The organism is Bradyrhizobium sp. Ken51 (assembly GCF_055807435.1).
On record NZ_JBVVPB010000003.1, the window covers coordinates 75,685 to 93,641 of the forward strand.

Annotated in this window: 20 protein-coding genes and 1 pseudogene; 13 read left to right on the forward strand and 8 right to left on the reverse strand. The window is 61.2% G+C overall.

Features of this window, described 5'->3' with window-relative positions; all coding sequences use genetic code 11:
* Nucleotides 1-12: 12 nt before the first annotated feature.
* Nucleotides 13-291, reverse strand: a complete 279-nt coding sequence (locus tag AC0L27_RS07355; RefSeq protein WP_473318370.1) for a helix-turn-helix domain-containing protein — start codon at nt 289-291, stop codon at nt 13-15.
* Between the two features lie 125 nt (nt 292-416).
* Between AC0L27_RS07355 and AC0L27_RS07360 the strand changes: the two genes are divergently transcribed.
* The 7 genes from AC0L27_RS07360 to AC0L27_RS07390 all read left to right on the forward strand — a co-directional run bounded on the left by AC0L27_RS07360 (nt 417) and on the right by AC0L27_RS07390 (nt 8,270).
* Nucleotides 417-1,289, forward strand: a complete 873-nt coding sequence (locus AC0L27_RS07360; protein WP_473318372.1) for a hypothetical protein — start codon at nt 417-419, stop codon at nt 1,287-1,289.
* Between the two features lie 142 nt (nt 1,290-1,431).
* On the forward strand, nt 1,432-1,971 hold the full coding sequence (locus AC0L27_RS07365; RefSeq protein WP_473318373.1) for a hypothetical protein: 540 nt from the start codon (nt 1,432-1,434) through the stop codon (nt 1,969-1,971).
* A gap of 82 nt (nt 1,972-2,053) precedes the next feature.
* Nucleotides 2,054-3,616: an AAA family ATPase gene (locus tag AC0L27_RS07370; RefSeq protein ID WP_473318375.1), complete on the forward strand. Its 1,563-nt coding sequence runs from the start codon at nt 2,054-2,056 to the stop codon at nt 3,614-3,616.
* Complete coding sequence (locus AC0L27_RS07375; RefSeq protein WP_473318378.1) at nt 3,616-4,617, forward strand: 3'-5' exonuclease; 1,002 nt, start codon at nt 3,616-3,618, stop codon at nt 4,615-4,617. Before AC0L27_RS07370 ends, AC0L27_RS07375 begins: the two co-directional genes overlap by 1 nt.
* Before the next feature lie 1,469 nt (nt 4,618-6,086).
* Entirely contained in the window at nt 6,087-6,563 is a 477-nt protein-coding gene (locus AC0L27_RS07380; protein ID WP_473318382.1) for an SPW repeat domain-containing protein, read from the forward strand.
* Between the two features lie 1,059 nt (nt 6,564-7,622).
* Entirely contained in the window at nt 7,623-7,940 is a 318-nt protein-coding gene (locus tag AC0L27_RS07385) for a hypothetical protein (RefSeq protein WP_473318384.1), read from the forward strand.
* Nucleotides 7,941-7,979: 39 nt separating this feature from the next.
* On the forward strand, nt 7,980-8,270 hold the full coding sequence (locus AC0L27_RS07390) for a hypothetical protein (protein WP_473318386.1): 291 nt from the start codon (nt 7,980-7,982) through the stop codon (nt 8,268-8,270).
* A gap of 155 nt (nt 8,271-8,425) precedes the next feature.
* On the opposite strand, the gene AC0L27_RS07395 is transcribed toward AC0L27_RS07390, so the two are convergent.
* The 3 genes from AC0L27_RS07395 to AC0L27_RS07405 form a co-directional block, all read right to left on the reverse strand.
* Nucleotides 8,426-8,836 carry an ester cyclase gene (locus AC0L27_RS07395; protein ID WP_473318388.1) on the reverse strand — a complete coding sequence of 137 codons (411 nt, stop codon included), beginning with the start codon at nt 8,834-8,836 and terminating at the stop codon, nt 8,426-8,428.
* 256 nt (nt 8,837-9,092) lie between these two features.
* Nucleotides 9,093-9,293, reverse strand: a complete 201-nt coding sequence (locus AC0L27_RS07400; protein ID WP_473318390.1) for a hypothetical protein — start codon at nt 9,291-9,293, stop codon at nt 9,093-9,095.
* A 244-nt stretch (nt 9,294-9,537) separates the two neighbouring features.
* A complete protein-coding gene (locus AC0L27_RS07405) occupies nt 9,538-9,720 on the reverse strand; it encodes a zinc ribbon domain-containing protein (protein ID WP_473318392.1) in 183 nt (60 codons plus the stop codon).
* A 154-nt stretch (nt 9,721-9,874) separates the two neighbouring features.
* On the opposite strand from AC0L27_RS07405, the gene AC0L27_RS07410 reads away from it, so the two are divergent.
* The 3 genes and pseudogenes from AC0L27_RS07410 (at nt 9,875) to AC0L27_RS07420 (ending at nt 11,758) form a co-directional block, all read left to right on the forward strand.
* Entirely contained in the window at nt 9,875-10,087 is a 213-nt protein-coding gene (locus tag AC0L27_RS07410) for a hypothetical protein (protein WP_473318394.1), read from the forward strand.
* A 760-nt stretch (nt 10,088-10,847) separates the two neighbouring features.
* Nucleotides 10,848-11,366: pseudogene (locus AC0L27_RS07415) on the forward strand (3'-5' exonuclease); the annotation flags it as partial.
* A gap of 47 nt (nt 11,367-11,413) precedes the next feature.
* On the forward strand, nt 11,414-11,758 hold the full coding sequence (locus tag AC0L27_RS07420) for a hypothetical protein (RefSeq protein WP_473318716.1): 345 nt from the start codon (nt 11,414-11,416) through the stop codon (nt 11,756-11,758).
* 8 nt (nt 11,759-11,766) lie between these two features.
* Here the strand turns inward: AC0L27_RS07420 and AC0L27_RS07425 are convergent, their stop codons facing one another.
* Entirely contained in the window at nt 11,767-11,952 is a 186-nt protein-coding gene (locus AC0L27_RS07425; RefSeq protein WP_473318395.1) for a DUF3606 domain-containing protein, read from the reverse strand.
* Nucleotides 11,953-12,490: 538 nt separating this feature from the next.
* Between AC0L27_RS07425 and AC0L27_RS07430 the strand changes: the two genes are divergently transcribed.
* Complete coding sequence (locus AC0L27_RS07430; RefSeq protein ID WP_473318397.1) at nt 12,491-14,173, forward strand: helix-hairpin-helix domain-containing protein; 1,683 nt, start codon at nt 12,491-12,493, stop codon at nt 14,171-14,173.
* Nucleotides 14,173-14,721, forward strand: coding sequence for a hypothetical protein (locus tag AC0L27_RS07435; RefSeq protein ID WP_473318399.1), 549 nt, complete (start codon nt 14,173-14,175; stop codon nt 14,719-14,721). Before AC0L27_RS07430 ends, AC0L27_RS07435 begins: the two co-directional genes overlap by 1 nt.
* A gap of 669 nt (nt 14,722-15,390) precedes the next feature.
* Here the strand turns inward: AC0L27_RS07435 and AC0L27_RS07440 are convergent.
* Nucleotides 15,391-15,642: a hypothetical protein gene (locus AC0L27_RS07440; protein ID WP_473318401.1), complete on the reverse strand. Its 252-nt coding sequence runs from the start codon at nt 15,640-15,642 to the stop codon at nt 15,391-15,393.
* Between the two features lie 505 nt (nt 15,643-16,147).
* Between AC0L27_RS07440 and AC0L27_RS07445 the strand changes: the two genes are divergently transcribed.
* On the forward strand, nt 16,148-16,678 hold the full coding sequence (locus tag AC0L27_RS07445; RefSeq protein WP_473318403.1) for a PadR family transcriptional regulator: 531 nt from the start codon (nt 16,148-16,150) through the stop codon (nt 16,676-16,678).
* A gap of 22 nt (nt 16,679-16,700) precedes the next feature.
* Here AC0L27_RS07445 and AC0L27_RS07450 read toward each other — a convergent pair whose 3' ends face one another.
* Complete coding sequence (locus tag AC0L27_RS07450; RefSeq protein WP_473318405.1) at nt 16,701-17,420, reverse strand: NAD(P)H-dependent oxidoreductase; 720 nt, start codon at nt 17,418-17,420, stop codon at nt 16,701-16,703.
* 1 nt (nt 17,421) lies between these two features.
* The gene (locus AC0L27_RS07455; protein ID WP_473318407.1) at nt 17,422-17,859 is read right to left on the reverse strand and encodes a nuclear transport factor 2 family protein; all 438 of its coding nucleotides are present in this window, start codon (nt 17,857-17,859) and stop codon (nt 17,422-17,424) included.
* Between the last annotated feature and the right edge of the window lie 98 nt (nt 17,860-17,957).

Genomic DNA, 17,957 nt, shown 5'->3' on the forward strand with positions numbered 1-17,957 from the left:
TTTCCTGAGCGGCTATTTGGAGGCGGCCTTGATGCGAACTCCCTGACCGGATTTCTCGTCCGGAAAAATGAATTCTATGCCTGCTTTCTCGAAGCCAGATCTGATGGCCTTCAGGGCACTCCTTCGGCGCAGATCTTTGGAGGAGAGGTCGTCCTCGGCTTCCAATTTCGAGATCGTCCGCTGGCTGAGCCCTGCCAAATTGGCTGCTCCTGCCTGATCGAGACCGAGCAGTCCCCTTGCTGCACGGATCATCGCCGACGTCAGCATCTCCTCCTGGTCCAACTCCGCCACCGAATCGCTCCTCAAGGTGCGATTAAGGTTAACACGGCTGGATCGGAGTACCTCAGCACGAAAACGTTGCGGCCTCCTTAGTTCGTGCTATAGTAGCACGATCGTCAATCAGAGGAGATCGTTACATGGAAGTTGAGTCGCTCAGTCAGTCCATTTCCGAGGCCGCGCTCGCGCGCAGCGCTCGAACGCTCGTTGCCAACGCCGTCGCATCGGCTTTCAATGAAGACCCGGTGATCGGCCCGGATCTCAGCCGAGCGATCTCGGTGGTGGGCTCCGTCGTGAAGCGCCACGGCCTTTTGCTCCAGAGCACGACGGCCAACGCGCTCGCCGCCAGCGGCCGGTTCGACGTCCTCGTCGACGTCGCGATCCCGATCGTCGACGCCGCCAGCGAATTGCTGCTCGCCCGCAATGCCGCGGAAGACCTTGCTCGGATCAACATCCGGGCCGACGCGTCTGCCGAGCGCATCGTCACGGTCGATCTCGTGGTGGTCGATCAGGAGGTGGGCTGGGCCGGCGTCTACGACTTCAAGCGGGGCAACGGCCCGGTCGACGGCCGCACCCGGCGGCCGACCGAGCATGACTTGAGAGCGGCGGGCATGGTGCTGTCCAGCTATCTCGCGAAGCGAGGCTACCGCAATATCTTGCGCGTCACGGCGGGCGTGATCGACTACTACGGGAACACAGGCTTCACCAAGGACTTCAAGATCGGTCGCGAGGAGCTCGATTCGCACTTCGAGGTTCCGGTCCGTGAGACGCTGGACACGGTCACCTCGTGCCTTCGCAAGGCGCTGCTCGCCGAACTGCCGCACCTCTTCTCCACCGTCATCGAGGGGGTTATCCGCGAGAACGCCAAGAAGGATGAGACCTGCGGCATCGAGCTGATGCCCGATCTTGATCCGTTGCGGGCCGAAGCGCCCGTCGTTCATTTCGCCAACGCGCGTCCGACCGGGCCCGGACCGCGCAAGCCGGCCGTGACCGCCAAGATCGGCGCGGCTTAATCCATCGGCGCCGCCGACGGCCCGTCGGCGGCGCTACTCAAACCCGACGGAAGTGGACGTCCAAGACATGACTGAAAACACCATTGCGCCCGCGCCCAATGCTCGGCACGAGGATGACCGCCGAGTTGACGGAGCTGGGTCCGTGGTCGCGATCGATCGGCGATCGACCCTCGACGCTTGCGGCCACCGCCCCGTCTGGCGGGTCAAGGAGCAGCCGGATCGCCGTTGGCCTTTCAAGGCCGCCGATGTCGGGCCGTTACAATGGTGGCGAACGCTGCCCCCAGATGCGCTTCGCGACGCCGAGCAGGCCCTCATGCTGACGACCTTGGATCGAATCGTCGTGCTCCATCCGGTCGATGATCTTAAAGCCGCGCTCGCCGGCGACGCGGCGGCCGCCATGAGCATGGCGTTCTCGATGATGCCGATCGAGAAGACCACGCTGGCCATCGACATCGGGATGACCGCGCTCTGCCGTTGCGCGCTTGCGCGGAACGCGGCGTCGGCGCTGGTCATGGCGCAAGTAATCGGCCTGACCAACTTCGATCACGGGTTGTCCATCGAACTTGCCATGTCCTGGTACAGGCACGGACTGCGCTACGCGAGTGATCCGCGCAAATTCCGCGAGGCCGAGACCGTGCTCTTGAAGGCCTTCCATGAACTCGAACGTTCCGGATCGCGGTGACGGACGCGGTGCTGGTCTCCACCCCAAATGAATCTAAGATGATGTCCGGCTTCCGCCAACACGGCGGCTGGGAGCACGAAGCATGACGACCTCGGACGATTCCGATGATTTCGATCACGTAGTCGAGGACGATGCTGCGTCGACTGGAGCCGCGGCCGATTCCTCGGACCTGCATGAAGAACTGAAAAAGTTGCCGCGCCTTCTGCGCTACGCATTGCTTTCGAGCAAAGGCGAAGAGCACATCCAGGAGCGACTCGTCGCCGAGATCAATGAGGTCTGTCCTGGTCTTGCCGCGACCTCGGCCTGGATCTTGACGCAGACCTCGGCCGCCGGTCTTGAGCTCGCGGCCGAGCTCGACCGGCGAGCCGTCAAACAGGACGAGCCCGCCCTACGCAGCCTTTCCGACTGCGTTCGCGTTTTTAGCCTGCCATTACCCTGCAGCGCAGAGTTCTTCGATGACTATCGGAGGGTGGGCAAAGCTTTGATCGCGAGCTTTAGGAAGGTCTACCACGAGGCCGATGAGGACCTGTGTGCTGAGCTGGAAGAGTTTGTCTTCGGCTGGGCCGCGCTGCCCGCGTGCAGCGATCTGGTTTCACGGCATGCCAGCGCCGCCGCCGGCGCCGCCAGGCTCGGCCCCCTCACGGCAGAGCACCGCCTCACAGCCGCCAAGGTAGCTCTGCGTCGCAAGCTGAAAGAGGAGGAAGAAAGACGGAAGCAGAGGGATGCCGAGACCGCCTCCACGAGTGAGTTGCAGAAACCTCCGGCGCCTTCCGCGCCGGAGCACAGCATCATTGTGGCACGGCTCTCCGAGCAGCAGATGAAGAACACCAAGCTCAAGGACGTTCTTGGGCCATTCAAAGGTGTCGTCAACGTCGCCATGCCGCTTGTCGAGGCGCCGCCTCTGCATGTCGTGCGTAGCGCCCTCCTTTTTGAATTCCCCTATGCCGCCGAAGTGATTGATTTTGCGCTCGCCGATCTTGTCGGCCGACCAACAGTTCGCTTGAGTCCCCTACTGTTCGTGGGCGAATCCGGCGGCGGCAAGAGCCGATTCGCACGGCGCCTGGGTGAGTTGTTGGGCGTCAACGTCTGGCGCACGGATGCCAGCCGCGCTGATGGCGCCGCGTTCGGCGGTACCGACCGCCGGTGGTATTCCGCCGAACCTTGCCATCCTTTTCTGGCCGTGGCGCAGGGCGTGAGCGCCAACCCACTGGTGATTATCGATGAGATCGAAAAAAGCGCGACGCGGAATGACTATGGCCGACTCTGGGACTGCCTCCTCGGCTTCCTCGAATCCGAGACGAATAGTCGCTATCCGGATCCAGCGCTGCAGACCAATCTGGACTTGTCGCACGTCTCCTACGTCGCCACCGCCAACAGCGTCGACCCTCTGCCCTGGCCGATCCGCGACCGCTTTCGGGTCGTGAGATTTCCCAAACCCACGTCCGCTGATCTCGACGCGCTCTTGCCTGCGATCATCGCCGACCTTGCGAAGGAACGCGGCCTCGACACCCACTGGGTTCCGCCGCTCGACGGCACTGAACACATCGTCGCCGCGCAAAGCTGGCACGGCGGCTCGGTCCGGCTCCTCCGTCGCATCGTCGAGGCTATCCTCCGCGATCGCGACGCCAACGCGACCCGAAACTGATGAGCCGTACCGCCATGTACAAGTCACCAAACCTCCCGTTCGGCCTGCCTTGGAGACAACCGGCGAATCCTTTGGTCGAAGTCGCCATCCAGGTACCGAGCCAGCCGGAGATTGTTCTGTCCGAGAATACTGAAATTCCCGCGACGATGGCGCGCATGCTCGAGGCCACCGGCAACTACAAAATCCTTCGCCGACTTGTCCCACGGACTGCCGAGCCTCGCCCCACGGCTGGTCGAATCGGCCTGATCATTGACCTGGAAACGACCGGCCTCGACACGACGCGCAACGAGGTCCTGGAAATCTTCGCCATCAAGTTCGGCTACGCCGACGACCGGATCACTTCCATCATCGGCACCTTCCAAGGATTCCAGCAGCCGTCGGCGCCGATCGACCCTGCCATCACTGCGCTCACCGGCATCACGGACGCGATGGTCGAAGGTCATCACATCGACAGCGCGTCGCTCGAGCAATTCGTGTCGGATACCCACATCATAATCGCTCACAACGCCGCCTTCGACCGCAAGGTCGCGGAACGGCACTGGCCGTTCTTCGCGAACTGTCACTGGGCCTGTTCAGCGAGCGGCATCGACTGGAAAGCCCATGGCCTCAGCGGCGCCCGTCTCGCGTACCTGCTCTCGGAATACGGCCTGTTCCATGACGCTCACCGGGCGCTGGATGATTGTCGTGCAGTCCTTGAGATTTTGGCACTCGATCTTCCCGGCACCGAGCTATCAGGACTTGCGGCTCTGCTCGATCGCGCGCGTTGCCCTCAGCACCGCATCTGGGCCGATGGCGCGCCGTTCGCACTAAAAGACACCCTCAAGCAACGTGGCTATCGGTGGAACGACGGTACCGATGGACGACCCAAGGCATGGTACGTGGACGTCGATGCTGTTAGCGCCGAACTGGACTACCTCCGTAAGGAGATTTACCGCCGGGACGACCGAGATATCGTATGGCGGACGATAACATCGCTCGATCGGTTCTCGACACGGATTTAGATGAGGCAGCACTGCACTCTTGAGTGCTGCTTGCTTCACCCCGCTAGTGAGCTACCCGCCAGCAGCAACATCGCCCTTCCCAAGGCGGCGAGCATTCTGGGATTTCGTTCGCACAGACCTTCCATGACGGTCCGGACGTCGAGGGCCTCGCTCTCTGCTGTGACATAAGTGAGGCTGCGAGGTGAGGCCACCAGTATTCACAGGCGCATTGTGGTGTCGAGGATTCCTATGTTTGGCACGTTAGCGCACCTTCCATGTGCGGAACGGTTGCCACGCGAGGCGATTACCTTCACGCCGATCGCCCCCGTGACCGGCAAAAGCGGCCCCGGCCTCAAGTCCCCCCCGATTGCCCCAGCCGGGGCCGCTCCAGTCGGACGGCACTACGGATGAAAACGACCCTTGCCTTATTGTTCGTGACCCTCCTGGTCAACAGTTGGATCTGTTACGCGCGGAAGCGTATCGCGCCGCAAAAGCAAACGGCGTGAAATCGCACGCCGATCGCGGACATCGGCACCCAATTCTATTGTGGCAATGAAAAGCGAAGACGGCATTCGCTCTAGTCTGCGAAAAGTTCGGTATTTGGTACGACGGACAGCGGGATAGATAAACCGCCGACAAGAACCGGCAATCTCCGGACCACTGGCCCAGATCGTCCGGTGCTGCGGGGTCGAACTTCACTGCCGCTTCATTAGCAAAGTAGGCCCCGGGACCCGTCAGCTCACGTAACCTCAGGCAGCGAGAGCAGTGTCAAGTTCTGATAAGTGCGTTACTGAACGAGCTTGGTGGCGGTCGGCACGCGACTAAGCAGGGCGATCGATCCTTCGCGTGTACCCAGCTTGGATCACCTGCGTCCGTAGTTCGTCGGACGGCTCTCGGTCAGGTGCCGCAATTCATCCTCTATCCAGTCATCCCGCTCAACGCTGATCTCCCAACCCGCCTATACTCAGAGAGCCGTGGAGGTCAGCACCATTGCGACCGCTGGGAGCGTCAAAATATGCTCGGACCAATACCAATATTCCTCCTCGCTTTGTGTCGGGAATTTCCCGACCGGCGGGGTTCGATTGCCCGACTCGCGCCCATAGAAAATGAAAGCCACATTAGTACGCAGGGAATCCGAGGGAGGCGACCAATGCTGTTGATGACAGCTAGTCTGAAAAAGTCGGATAGCCGAGATAACGATGTCGTGCGGCCAGTAGTCGTTCGGTCGGAACGGCTTTCGGATGCCAATCAAATGCGAGGCGACGTATCGCGTCCACGTCAACATGTCGCCGAGGGCTTTCAACGATTGCTTGATCTAGCTTGGGAGCAGACATTGTTAAACTACACCTCGCGCACCAGCGGAAGGCGCCGTGGCAAGTGAGGCTTTCAGGAAAGTAGATCGAATGTTCAAGATCTTCTAGGACACGGACGCATTGACGCGAGGACATCACTCTGAAGCAGTCGTTTGCCGATAACGAAAGGAGTTATTCATGAGGCAGCTTGGAAAGTATTGCGACTTAGCTACGCTCACTATCGGCGCTTTTTTATTCATATCTCCGTGGGTACTGGGTTTCGGCGCCCCCAAACCGAATTTGCCTACGCAAATTGTTAGCGTAGTGGGCGCGGTCATAGGAGTAACCGGAATTGCAGCCGTGATAGCGTTTGAGGTGTGGGAACTGTACATCGTCATTGCATTCGCCATCGCTTCGATCGCTTCACCTTGGTTGTTCGGCATCACCGAACACAGCGCGTTCCTTGTGCTCATTCTCGCCGGCCTGTCGGCGCTTGCGACGTCTGGCGCGCACATCTTTATTATTCAAGGCACGCGCGCAACGACGGATCAGGTCGATTCAAAACTTAAACCGCGTGGTGAGCGACACAGGACCCCACGCGGTAGGTCAGCTCGTGAGAGCAGCGCTAGGCGACGCGCTATTCTTAACCCGAACTCGCCAGCGGCACAAAAATGACAAGATGTCACCGGTTCGTTTTGGAACTAATAACTATTGCCGGAATAATTGCCGCTCCTTCTTATCAACCAGAAGATGGGGTCTGCGCCGCTGTAGGTTCGAGAAGCGAATCTGCGTAGGGCTTGCAATTGGTTGTCAACGATGGCCGCCGGTAGGACTCTTCAAGATACCTCGAGGCGTCTTTCTGCAATCTCGCGCGCTTTCGTTCCTCCACCTTCGGATGCGAGCGATGTGGAGGTGTCCGATAGACTGCCCTCGAGCATGCGCAGATCGCTGTTGCATCTGGGCAGGGCAGAAACGGCTACCCCTATCCTTCCGATTCGATCGTTCTTCGATCATCACCTGCAGTCTCCGTGCGGTGGCTTCGAGCGGACGCGCGAGTTCGGGGCCGCCGAGAGCGCCTAGGGATCACCCGAGCAGCGACGTTCAACCCGGACTTCGCCGCGCACCGACCCCGCCGGGGCCGCAAGCGACCGTTCCAGATCCTGAGCGAAGGCCACAGCCAAGTCTTCATGACGCTCAGACAAGCGATCCTTGAGCGCCGGCCGGTTCACGTGAGCCTTGACGGCAAGCGAAAGACCGTCTGCCCGTACATTCTGGGCCACGCCGCCGGTGAGGAGCGCGCATTCGCGCTCCTGGTGGAGGCAAGTTCGAGCACGAAGCGTCCGGTCAAAGCCAGCTGGATCTGCCTTCGATTGTCGAAGATCGAGGACGTTCGCTCCGCCGACGAGCCCTGGATAGAGCAAGACTACCCGGGACCGGTGCAACGATGTGTGGATCAGGTACACCTTGACGCGAGGCTGTAGCTCGCGACATTAGCGTCGGCTAGGAGATGTAGTCATAACGAGCGCTGCAATTCATGTGAGGTCCTCTCTGCCTCCGATATCGGCCGTGTTGGCGTACCTCGCCCTACGTCCGAGTTGGGCCAGAGGCGGTCGTCGTGTGGCCGCTCAACCAGATAGCAACCATAACGAATTGGTCGCGAGCGGTTCCATTCAGACAAGCATAGATTGCGCGGTCGCCTCACGATAAGCTGGCCGCACTCTGAAAGGTGCGAGCATGCTACCCGCAGATTACGTCTTTGGCATTTCCGCTGCACTGGTCGTCGCATACAACTTTTATCTAGGCCGTCGGATCGAACGCGAGCGCGTTGCAATGCAATGGGGCCCCAGCGGCGAGCCAATCTGGTACGCGCCAAAATGGTTGGCGATGTGGGGCATGCTCGCTTTCATGGTGGCAGTACGGCTCTTGATCTGGCTGGCTTCGACATATGCGCCGCAAAGTGTGCACGGTGTTGAACTAGGCATAGTCATTTTTTCGGTAATCGCCGCCGGCTCCCACCTCTTCGTGTTGATGAAGGCGAGAGCGGTGCGCTGAATGACGGCTATCCCACCTAGACGGTGCCGCGAGCTTCTCATGGGCACGTTCTTTACAGACGAGCAGATGCAGGAAGCGATTGCGGCGTTGGAGGACCACACTCCCGGTATCTGGGAGGGAATGAAGAAGATGGTCTTGACCCCGGACGACCCGCAGGATGAGGGACAAGAAATTGAGCAGGGAGCCATCGTGCGCGTACTTTCCGCCGTTCTGCCGGGGATGCCGTTCGTTGCGCAAGCTCAGGACCCATTCGAAGCAAGGGCACGCTTGAGTATAGACTTGGGCTACGCTGTTCGTGCTGCAATCGCCTCGGCGAAGGGCGGCTCCTAAATCAACGCGATGACCGCTTCGGGTCATAAGCGGTCCCGGACCGGTTGCTTTTGGCAGGTCGGCTATGGGCGCCAAGCGGGCATCGCCAAATGAGCCGACCGCTCAAGCCTCATCGCGCAAGAATGGAGCGCAGCTGACCCGCTCCTTCAAGCTCATCACATTGGCGCGGCCCCGATCTGTTGCAACAATCCCAGAAAGTCGGGCTGCCCACGTTCGCCGATGATCTGTCCGTTGGACCAGCGATAGAAGTTCATCGCCTGCACAGCGATTTTCTTTCCAGTAGGCGGAACACCGAAGAAGCTACCCCCATGGGTGCCTCTCATGGTGAAGCGTGCCGCAACATTATCTCCTTCGGCGATCGTTTCCTCTAGAGTCCACTGGATGTCGGGAAAGCCGCTGCGCAGCATTTTGATGATCTCGATATATCCCGCCGGTCCGACTACCGGCTCGGGACGACCGGGAACGTGAAATATTGCTTTCGGAGAGATTAGCTCGTCAGCGAGCTTCTCGCTCGCGGTATTAATGAACTCGACGAACCGCTCCATAAGACGCTTGTTTTCTTCCATTTCTGTTCTCCCGCTATGCAAGGTTCGCGAGTTTAGCTGATGTTCAAAGATCAGCCGCGGTCTGCTGGCCAATGCCCAATCATTGTCGCTGATACTGCACTTATCAAGCCAGTCGGCGGCCGGTCCGCTCTGGGTCACAAGCCGCCGACCACACGCAAGGCACGAGACTTCCGCTTTGGACTGGTAAGCCGACGCTATAGGTACACGCCCCAGTCCAGGGCGGCGGTGGTGGCGCACCGCTGCACTCGAGAGCAGGTCAATTCCGGACGATCGGGGCCTGCCGAAGTGCATTCCTGCCGATCCGCTTCAGCCCGTCGCCCGATGTCTCGCCCTTGCTGGCGGCTTCGAGGATTATGGACGCTACGTGGGTGCGGGCAGAGGTCTCATAGCGAGACACGCTCTCGCACACCTCGTCGAGGACCGCGCGCAAAAGCGCGGTGGTTTCAGCATCGAACATTGGAGGTCTCCCCCAGCGAAAGCAGCATTCTGCCTGAACCCTGCCAGCCGCGGATTCACGCAAGTTACGGCCAACGAAAAAATTCTGCGCACTGACTGGGAAGAATGAGCGTGGCCCCGCCTTTTGGGGGCTGGGGGGCTTGATGGCGGAGCCACGCGGGCCGTGCATTCGCGCAGGCCCGTCACATCAACGGTGTCCGGCCGAGCCCGTTCCATGCTCGACACCAACCGCGCGCAGCGAAGACCTAGGGCTCTGGCGGTCGTAGCGGGCCATCCGCCCACTTGAGGGCGTCCGGGTCGCGTAGCGGATCATCGTTGCAATGGGTGCACACGTACCGCGGCCGCCGTTCCGGAGCTTCGTCGGACATAGCTTTCATCGGCTTGCCGCACGCCGGGCACGCCTTCCGGACTTGATGGAGCATGGCCATCTGTTTTCCCCCTGCGATTTATTCTAGTTCAGCCGACGTCGGGGGCTCAAGCCAGCGGAATGAGAAATTTGGTCGGCTTCACGCTATCGCGGTCCTTCTTGACTCCGTGATCGCAGAGCATTCAACTTTGGGCAGTGATGGTGAGGGGCGTGTCATGGAGCAGGAGTTCTACCGAGGTCTGGCCCTAAGGGTCCGGAGTATGGCCGACAAAGCCGATCCGTTCACGCGGCGTCGTCTCCTCGATCTCGCCAAGCGGTATGACAGCAGGGGAGGTCAACCCTCGGCATCCGGACCGACCGAGCGACCGCTGCCGGCGTCTCGCGCGGTCTCCCCAGCATCGAGCTTCTCCGGACCCGGTGAGGCCTGACGCCCACGCCCGTGCCGTTCTTGATGGTGCCGCACCCGATGAAGCCTGGCCGCCGTCCCGCCCTGCGCGAAGAGAGCCGCCGACAAACGCCTCCCGCGGACCAAGCTTGCGCACCCAGCCGGTGGTTCTGGCCTCACCAGGGAGGATTTGATGCCGTGGGCGGGTGCGGCATCGCGTTTCCCCCTGAACGCGATCCTAGCGGCTTGGAGAGGGGTGGGAGGACGCGCTGCGCCTTGCATCGGTACCGAGCTGCCGCGTAGGCGACCCTTCAGGCACGTTGTGCTCGGCAGCCCCGCGCAGGCAATTGAGTTCTGACCACGCGAGCGCGGCAGTGATCCATCTCTGCCGCTCTGCGCCCGTGGCTTCGGCGGCAAGCTTCATCGCCGCCGCGGCCTCGCGCTTGGGGTCGTAATCGAGATCCATGGATGCAGTTATAGCTGCAGATCGTAAACGATCACGCACCAGTGGGACCGTAACAATCCGGGTCGGCAACCAAGATGCTGTCTACCCGTCTGGAGCTGCTCCGCCCGACCCGGATTGTTACGGTCATAGGCGCGGACCTCTGGAGCGCGCGCGATTGAGCCCCGCGCGAACGTCCCGCAAGGGAATCCAATTGCACCGACATTCCCGAAAAGCGCGTGAATTGCTTGTCTTTCAGATATCTCGTGCCGGGCTCTCCCGATATTGTGGGGCCTGACGGGACTACCTCATCGGCTCACCACGAGAAGAGATGTTTCAAGACGCATCGGATCTGGCCGCGATGGCCGAGGTACTAGGCCGATCGAGCGACTACCGGGTGCTGCGCCGCCTGGTACCACGGCCAACGTCGATGCCGGCCTCCGGACAGGAAATCAAAACCGGCATCCTGCTAGATACCGAGACGACCGGCCTCGACCACCGCAAGGACGAACTCATCGAACTCGGCATGGTCAAGTTCGGCTACACGCCCGACGGGCGCATCATTGATGTTAGGGACACCTTCTCCGCCTTCAATGAGCCGTCCGAGCCGATCCCGGAAGAAATCACGGCGCTTACCGGCATCACGGACGACATGGTGGCCGGCCACAAGATCGACGAGGCAGCCGTGAACGCCTTCGTCGACGATTCCGTGGTCCTGGTCATCGCGCATAACAGTGGATTCGATCGGAAGTTTTCCGAACGATACTGGCCGGTCTTCGAGCGGAAGGCGTGGGCATGCTCCGCGACCGGGGTCGATTGGCGCCAGCACGGCTTCGATGGAGCGAAGCTCGGTTACCTTCTGAATGGTGCCGGCTATTTCCACCAGGCGCACCGCGCCGTTGATGACTGTCACGCACTGCTCGAGTCTTGGACTTCGACCTACCAACGACCGGCGCGCCCGCGCTCGCCGTGCTGCTCGAGACCGCACGGAAAAAGACCGTCCGGATCTGGGCCGAACAGTCGCCGTTCGAGCTCAAGGATTCGCTGAAGCGCCGCGGCTATCGCTGGAGCGATGGCACGAACGGTCGGCCGAAATCCTGGTACGTCGACGTCTGCGATACCGCGCTGGAGACCGAGCTCGCGTTTCTCCGGACCGAGATCTACCTACGCGACGTCGAGCCGCGCCTGCAGAAGTTGACAGCTTCACCCGCTTCTCCACCCGCGTTTAAGCCGCCAGCTTGGGAGCAGGCCGCCTCTGGACTGGGGCGATAGCGCGGGCCTCAGCGGCCGAGACGCTTCTCGACCCGTTTGCGGGAATTGCCGACTTTCTTGACCGCTTTCTTGACCGCGGAGACCGATCGGCCGGTCTTCTTCGCCTCATACCCGACTTCATACTTCTGTCCGCCGGCGACGCGCGCCCGGTCCTGTTTGCGTCCTCGCGCGGCCTTCTTCTTCGCGGCTGCCATCTGCGTCTCCTTTTGCCAATGAGGCGGTGCAACGCTGTAGGGATTCGCGGGGTTCCCTCGAACTCCTCGCTGCCTCAGACCGTGAGCGATGCACCCATCTCGGCTTCACCGTCATACGGTGACGCGACGGTATGACGTATCCGCGAGCGTTTGGGATCGCGCCCACGCACCGGGTTCCTATTGACCAGCCGAACAGGCCTCCAGTCCCGACCGATGCCGACCGAACCATCGCCGATGGCCTGCGTTTACCGAAATCATGTCTGACGCGTTCGATTACTTCCGCGCCTACGCCGTCCGGGCTCTTTGCAAAGCCCGATCGCTGCCGCGCGGCAGAATGAAGCATCTGCAGCTGGTTGCGGGGCGAATTTACAATCTCCTCAAGAAGGAGGCCGCTTATAGCCCGAACACGCAGCACCTTGAGGACTTCCGGGCAGCGCAGAAACTTGAGGCATCTCTCGATCGCCGGCGCGATGACTGCCCACCCGCTAAACGAGCCTTTGCTCCGGTGAGGCCGGGCGCGGAACGGGAGGCTCGTTGAGTGGCTTCGGTCGACGTTCGCACGATTGTCAGTCTCCTGCGAGAATACGCACAGCGGACGGCGTTGCGTGGCGGCAATCCCTACAGGGCCAAAGCCTATGCGCGCGCCGCAGACAGCCTGGCGGCCCTTGCCGTCCCTCTGGACGTGCTCATCGCCGAAGACCGGCTCACGGAAATCCCCGGCGTCGGCGAGGCGATCGCCGACATTATCGTCAAGCTTCACAAGACGGGCTCTCATCCGAGCCTTGAGAAGCTCCGGAAGGAGATACCCGAGGGCGTGCTCGAGATGCTCGCCGTCCCCGGCCTCCGCCCCGAGAAGGTGCTGCGGCTCTACAAGGATCTCGGCATCACCTCGCTCGCCGAGTTGGAGGCCGCCGCCAAGGACGACCGTATCAAGAAGGCCAAAGGCCTCGGCGCCGCGCTGCAGACCAAGACCCTGCAGAATCTGGCCATCGCCAAAAGTGGAGAAGGTCGCCTCCATCTGCACCGTGCCGCCGCCCTGCTCCAGCACGCCAAGGATTCGCTCCGCGAGGCTCGGCCGGCGCTCAAGCGCGTGACGATCGCAGGCGACTTCCGTCGCGGTTGCGAACTCGTCGGCGACCTCACGATCGTTGCGGAGGCTGCCAAGATCGAGAAGGCGGCGAATGCTTCGGCGGCGAACGGACTGCAAATCCGCTTGTCCGATCGCAACCACTTCGGCGCAGCTCTTCTTTTCGGAACCGGCTCAGCCGCTCACATCGAGAGGCTCCAGGCTTTGGCCGCGGAGAAAGGAATGCGGCTGGAGAGCGACGGGTTGCACAAGGGTCGCACCCTGATCGCCGGCGACGAGGCCCAGATCTATAGTGCCCTCGGCCTGCCGTTCATCGATCCTGAACTGCGAGAGGGGCGCGGCGAGGTCGAACTGGCTCAGAAGGGCAAGCTGCCGAAGCTCGTCACCGACAAGGACTTGCGCGGAATCCTTCATTGCCACACCGATGCCTCCGACGGCACGGAGACCTTGGAGACGATGGCCAAGGCCACGCGCCAGCGCGGTTTCGAGTATTTCGGCGTCGCCGACCACTCCAAGTCCGCGCACTACGCGGGCGGCCTCTCGGAGGAAGAGATCGCGCAGCAGCACCGGGACGCCGACCGGTTGAACAAGCGGTTCGGGAAGGATTTCCGGATCCTCAAGGGCATCGAGTCAGACATTCTGGCCGACGGCTCGCTGGACTATGCGGAGGACGTGCTGCAGCGCTTCGACTTCGTGGTCGCGAGCATCCACGGCCGCTTCAAACTCGACCGCAAGGCCCAGACGCAGCGCCTGCTGCGGGCCATCTCCGATCCTCACACCACCATCATCGGCCACATGACCGGGCGCCAGCTCCAGCGGCGGCCGGGGTACGAAATCGATGTCGACAAGGTGCTGCGCGCCTGCGCCAAGCACGACGTCGTGGTGGAGATCAACGCCCATCCATGGCGCCTCGACCTGGATTGGCGCTGGCACCAGGCCGCCCTTGAGTTCGGCTGCTTGATGAGCATCAATCCGGACGCGCACTCGATCCCCGAGCTCGACCACATGCACTGGGGCGTCGAGATGGCCCGGAAGGGCGGTGTCCCCGCCGACCGGGTCCTGAACGCGATGGCTCTTCCGGAGATCACGCGCTACCTCCGCCAGAAGCGGCGTTCGTTCGCCCGGGCGGCCTGATGCAGCAAGGGCACGGCTTCTCGCTGGAGGGCACCGTAGTCGCAGTTGCCGCCGATCGCGATCACCACTTCAGCAAACCGCCGCAGGACCGGATCATGCTGGTGGAAGGCCATGGCGTCGAAGGCGACGCCCACGCCGCCGCGTTCGCCAAGCAGGCGGCTGACATGGTTGGTGCGTTTGCTGCTAATGAAGCGCTGCCGCTTTTCATCGAGGAGCTGACCAAAGCGGTACTCGAGGCCGGCTTGGCTAACGACGAAACTACTTGCGGGCGTGCCGGACGACTGCAGCTCTCGGTTCCGGTGACGCTGCAGGACGCCCTCGTTGCGCGGCTGGACTGGACAGCCGGGACGAACGAAGTCGCGCAAGTGGCGGCGGTGCTGGGCCGCGAATTCAGCGAGGCTCTCCTGACAGCTGTCTTGCCACCGAACCGAGACGCACTGACCGCGGCCTTGGATGCGTTGGTTCACGCGGGACTACTGTTCCGCCGCGGCTTAGCAACCATACTTCAAGCCGCGAGTTGGTGCGGCATCGCCGACCGAAGATTTTAGGCGCCGGTGGCTGAGAGACGCGCCCGTGCTGCCGCCTCAATGAAGAGGAGCACGTCATCGCCCAGAACTATAGCAACGATATTCGCGCACTGCTGGAAGGCGCGGATTGCGCGATCCAGGAGTCCATTCGGCTGCGTGCTGAGGCCCGCCGCCTTTTAGATCCAGCCGAACGGAGGAAATCCGAGCTTGCAGCTCGGCTCGACGCGATCTTGCCATCTGAGCCTCGTCCTAAGAGAGCAGATCCTCAATAAACTCCGATCAGTTTCAGGCCAGCAACGATCAGGACGCAGCCCAGCGCATTCAGGATCATCGCAGGTCGCGATTGGATGCCGAATGTGATCCCGATGATCGCTCCCCTATGGCCGCGATGCCGTAGAGCCAGAGATCCGGCGGGAGCGCCCGCACAACGGCGACATTGCCAAGGACACCCCCGATCGAGTTGGCGAGAATGAAGACAGCGGCGACGCCCGACGCATTCCGCGTCTCCGACCATCCGAAGAGCAGCAAGATAGGCGAGAGGAAGATGCCTCCTCAGGTGCCCGTGAGACCCGACAGAAAGCCGATCCCGATGCCGCACAAAACTCGGGCCCATATCGGGGGATCACTCGGCTTGGTGCTCGACGTCAATTCGTAGCGCGCCAGCAGCCTCGCGCCGCTGATCAACAATACTCAAGCGCCGGGAAGCTGGACAGCTCCTCCGCGGAACGCGAATGGCGCAGCTCCGATCAGAAACGGCCACAGCGTCCGCCAGAGGAACAGGCGGGCGTTGACATACCGCAGCGAAGTGAAGCCCACGACCAAGATGTTGAGTACCAGCGCGGTCGGACGCATTGTTGCAGGCGCGACGCCGAACCAGATCATCATGGCGATGTAAGCCGAGGCGCCGGCGTGACCGACGGACGTGTAAAGCGGCCGCGCCAACGAACATGCACGCGGCGAGAAGCAAACCAGGAAGTTCGGGCATGGCACGACTCAGGTTGTTGCTGGAGGCAAACCAAACCGTGGTGCCCGTCTTGCTTCGCGAACCTGCTTACGGCAGGTGCGGGGGCGCCTTTTGTTAGCGCGGATGGCGCTGGAGATCTGAGGCTTGAGCGCGGGGCTCATTTGGCGATGCCCGCTTCTGGCCCATCGTATTGTTGACCCACCCCGGCGACATGTCCAGAGCGAGAGGTAGAGCAGAAGTCGTCCCACTCAGGGGGTGACCTCATTTGTCAACCTTTCAGAATTGGGTTTGATTGCCACTGCGACCACTCGCTGCAGCGGTGTAGATGAGGCCGGACAGGCCAAGTCTTGTCGCTACGATGATGAGCGCAATCGTTTCACTCCGCAGTGCATAAATGCGCAGCCGAGACGCGCGGCCACTTCGGCATTGAGTTCGTCCACAGCTGATGCGACAAGCTAACTTCCATGTGAGACTTTGTCGTCGATGTCCTTGCCCCACGCATTGTTGACCGCATTGATTGAACGGCCCTGTTCCGGATCTGAACTGGCCGAACGCTTCGACCGATCCATCGGCTATTTCTGGCAGGCGACCCATCAGCAGATTTACCGGGAGCTTGCCCGCCTCGAAGCTGCCGGCTTCGTTCAGGGCTCTCTCGTTGATGGCGCGCGAGGCGGCAAGAAGACTTATCTTGTGCTGCCCGCCGGACACAAGGAGCTGCGACGCTGGCTTCGGGAGAGCCAGGCCCCGTCGCCGATTCGCGACGAGTTGATGGTCCGGCTTCGGGCTGAAGCCGTCATCGGGCCCACATGCATCATCGAGGAGTTGGAGAGACTTGCCGCGCAACATCGCGAAAAGCGCGATATCTATCGGGAAATCGAGGCCAGGGATTTCTCGCAAAAGAAAATGACGCGGGATGAAAAGCTTCGTCATCTCGTGCTGAAGGCCGGTATCGACTTCGAATCCCAGCGGATCGCCGTTTGCGAGCAGGCAATTTCAACACTGAAGGCATCCTGAGTTCAATCGGCTCGACTGCTCGCTAACGCGCACGGTCGCGCCTTGGCACAAGCACATCGTCGAAATCTTCAAGCTTTGGAAACGCGAGGGTGGGTTGGCGGTCGCGCTCGCGCAGATGGATTCGCAGATCCTGCAGCTGCTCCTGCCTTTCGTGCTCCGTAATATAGGGAACATGATAGGCTACGAATGGCCTGTGCACCGTTAGTCCGACATAGCCCAACGTACCCTGGAAGAAGTGACGCATCATCCCGGTCTCGAGCTCTCCGTGCAGAGCGTCTGGTCCGAACATGTTTCGGCGCCCGCCGAGAGCCATTGCCGTAAATGTTCTCTTACCCCTGAGACCACCGAGATCGTAAAATCCGCGGTTGCCGCTATGCATTGGGCCGCACAGCAGGACGCGGTCGATCCAGCCTTTGAGAATTGCCGGAACGCTGAACCAGAATATTGGAAAGGTGAAGACGATCAGGTCGGCCGTCAGTACGTTCTCCGCTTCGCGGGCGACATCGGAAGCCAGCGTCGAGGTCGTGTAGCCGTGGCGTTGTTCGAGCGTGTATGTCAGGTAATCGGGCCGGCTTCTTGACGTGAAATCGTTTCCGGAGGCAACGGGGTTGAAATCGTCATGATAAAGGTCGCAAGTGGTGACAATGGCACCCGCCGCCTTCATCTCGTCGACAACAACATCGCGCATCGCGCTCACAAAAGAGTTCGGCTCGGGATGCGCATGGACCACATGAACACGCATCTCATCTCACCTCACTTGCAGCAGGAAGCGCGCCGGAGACGCGCTTTGCCATTTCCGTGGCAAGCGCCTGCGCGCTACTGAGCGGCCGCATCATGACTTCGAGCTCGACGATCTTGCCGGCGTCGTCAAAGCGGATGAAGTCGATTCCCTTGGCCATCTTGCCGCCAACCTTGGCGCTGAATTCGAGAACGATATTCCAGCCATCGGCGGTGGTGGCCTGACGATGGTAACTGAAGCCCTCAAAAATCTGAACCACGTTGCTCATGGTGAGAACCAAAGCTTCGATGCCGTGGTAGGCATTGAATGCGGTCGGCATGTGGAAGACGACTTCCGGATGCGTGATCGAGGGAAGGTCGCCAAGATTTTTCCCTGCGATCATGGCGTGCCACTTCTCCAGAGATGCTGCGGCGGCCGGATGAAGATGGAGCAGACCCGTCATTGTGGCTTCCTCGCCTTTGAAATTCCGGATTGCGCGCTCAGAGCGATGCGGCAAGCCGCGTTCCCTGATCGATAGCGCGCTTGGCGCCCGATTCGACC

Bases quoted from the DNA above. Each gene is read 5' to 3' on its own strand.
- AC0L27_RS07435 (WP_473318399.1), top strand. From the start codon at position 14,173: ATGCAGCAAGGGCACGGCTTCTCGCTGGAGGGCACCGTAGTCGCAGTT.
- AC0L27_RS07450 (WP_473318405.1), bottom strand. From the start codon at position 17,420: ATGCGTGTTCATGTGGTCCATGCGCATCCCGAGCCGAACTCTTTTGTG.
- AC0L27_RS07380 (WP_473318382.1), top strand. From the start codon at position 6,087: ATGAGGCAGCTTGGAAAGTATTGCGACTTAGCTACGCTCACTATCGGC.
- AC0L27_RS07390 (WP_473318386.1), top strand. From the start codon at position 7,980: ATGGGCACGTTCTTTACAGACGAGCAGATGCAGGAAGCGATTGCGGCG.
- AC0L27_RS07405 (WP_473318392.1), bottom strand. From the start codon at position 9,720: ATGGCCATGCTCCATCAAGTCCGGAAGGCGTGCCCGGCGTGCGGCAAG.
- AC0L27_RS07445 (WP_473318403.1), top strand. From the start codon at position 16,148: ATGTCCTTGCCCCACGCATTGTTGACCGCATTGATTGAACGGCCCTGT.
- AC0L27_RS07370 (WP_473318375.1), top strand. From the start codon at position 2,054: ATGACGACCTCGGACGATTCCGATGATTTCGATCACGTAGTCGAGGAC.
- AC0L27_RS07410 (WP_473318394.1), top strand. From the start codon at position 9,875: ATGGAGCAGGAGTTCTACCGAGGTCTGGCCCTAAGGGTCCGGAGTATG.
- AC0L27_RS07455 (WP_473318407.1), bottom strand. From the start codon at position 17,859: ATGACGGGTCTGCTCCATCTTCATCCGGCCGCCGCAGCATCTCTGGAG.
- AC0L27_RS07360 (WP_473318372.1), top strand. From the start codon at position 417: ATGGAAGTTGAGTCGCTCAGTCAGTCCATTTCCGAGGCCGCGCTCGCG.
- AC0L27_RS07375 (WP_473318378.1), top strand. From the start codon at position 3,616: ATGAGCCGTACCGCCATGTACAAGTCACCAAACCTCCCGTTCGGCCTG.
- AC0L27_RS07400 (WP_473318390.1), bottom strand. From the start codon at position 9,293: ATGTTCGATGCTGAAACCACCGCGCTTTTGCGCGCGGTCCTCGACGAG.
- AC0L27_RS07385 (WP_473318384.1), top strand. From the start codon at position 7,623: ATGCTACCCGCAGATTACGTCTTTGGCATTTCCGCTGCACTGGTCGTC.
- AC0L27_RS07425 (WP_473318395.1), bottom strand. From the start codon at position 11,952: ATGGCAGCCGCGAAGAAGAAGGCCGCGCGAGGACGCAAACAGGACCGG.
- AC0L27_RS07395 (WP_473318388.1), bottom strand. From the start codon at position 8,836: ATGGAAGAAAACAAGCGTCTTATGGAGCGGTTCGTCGAGTTCATTAAT.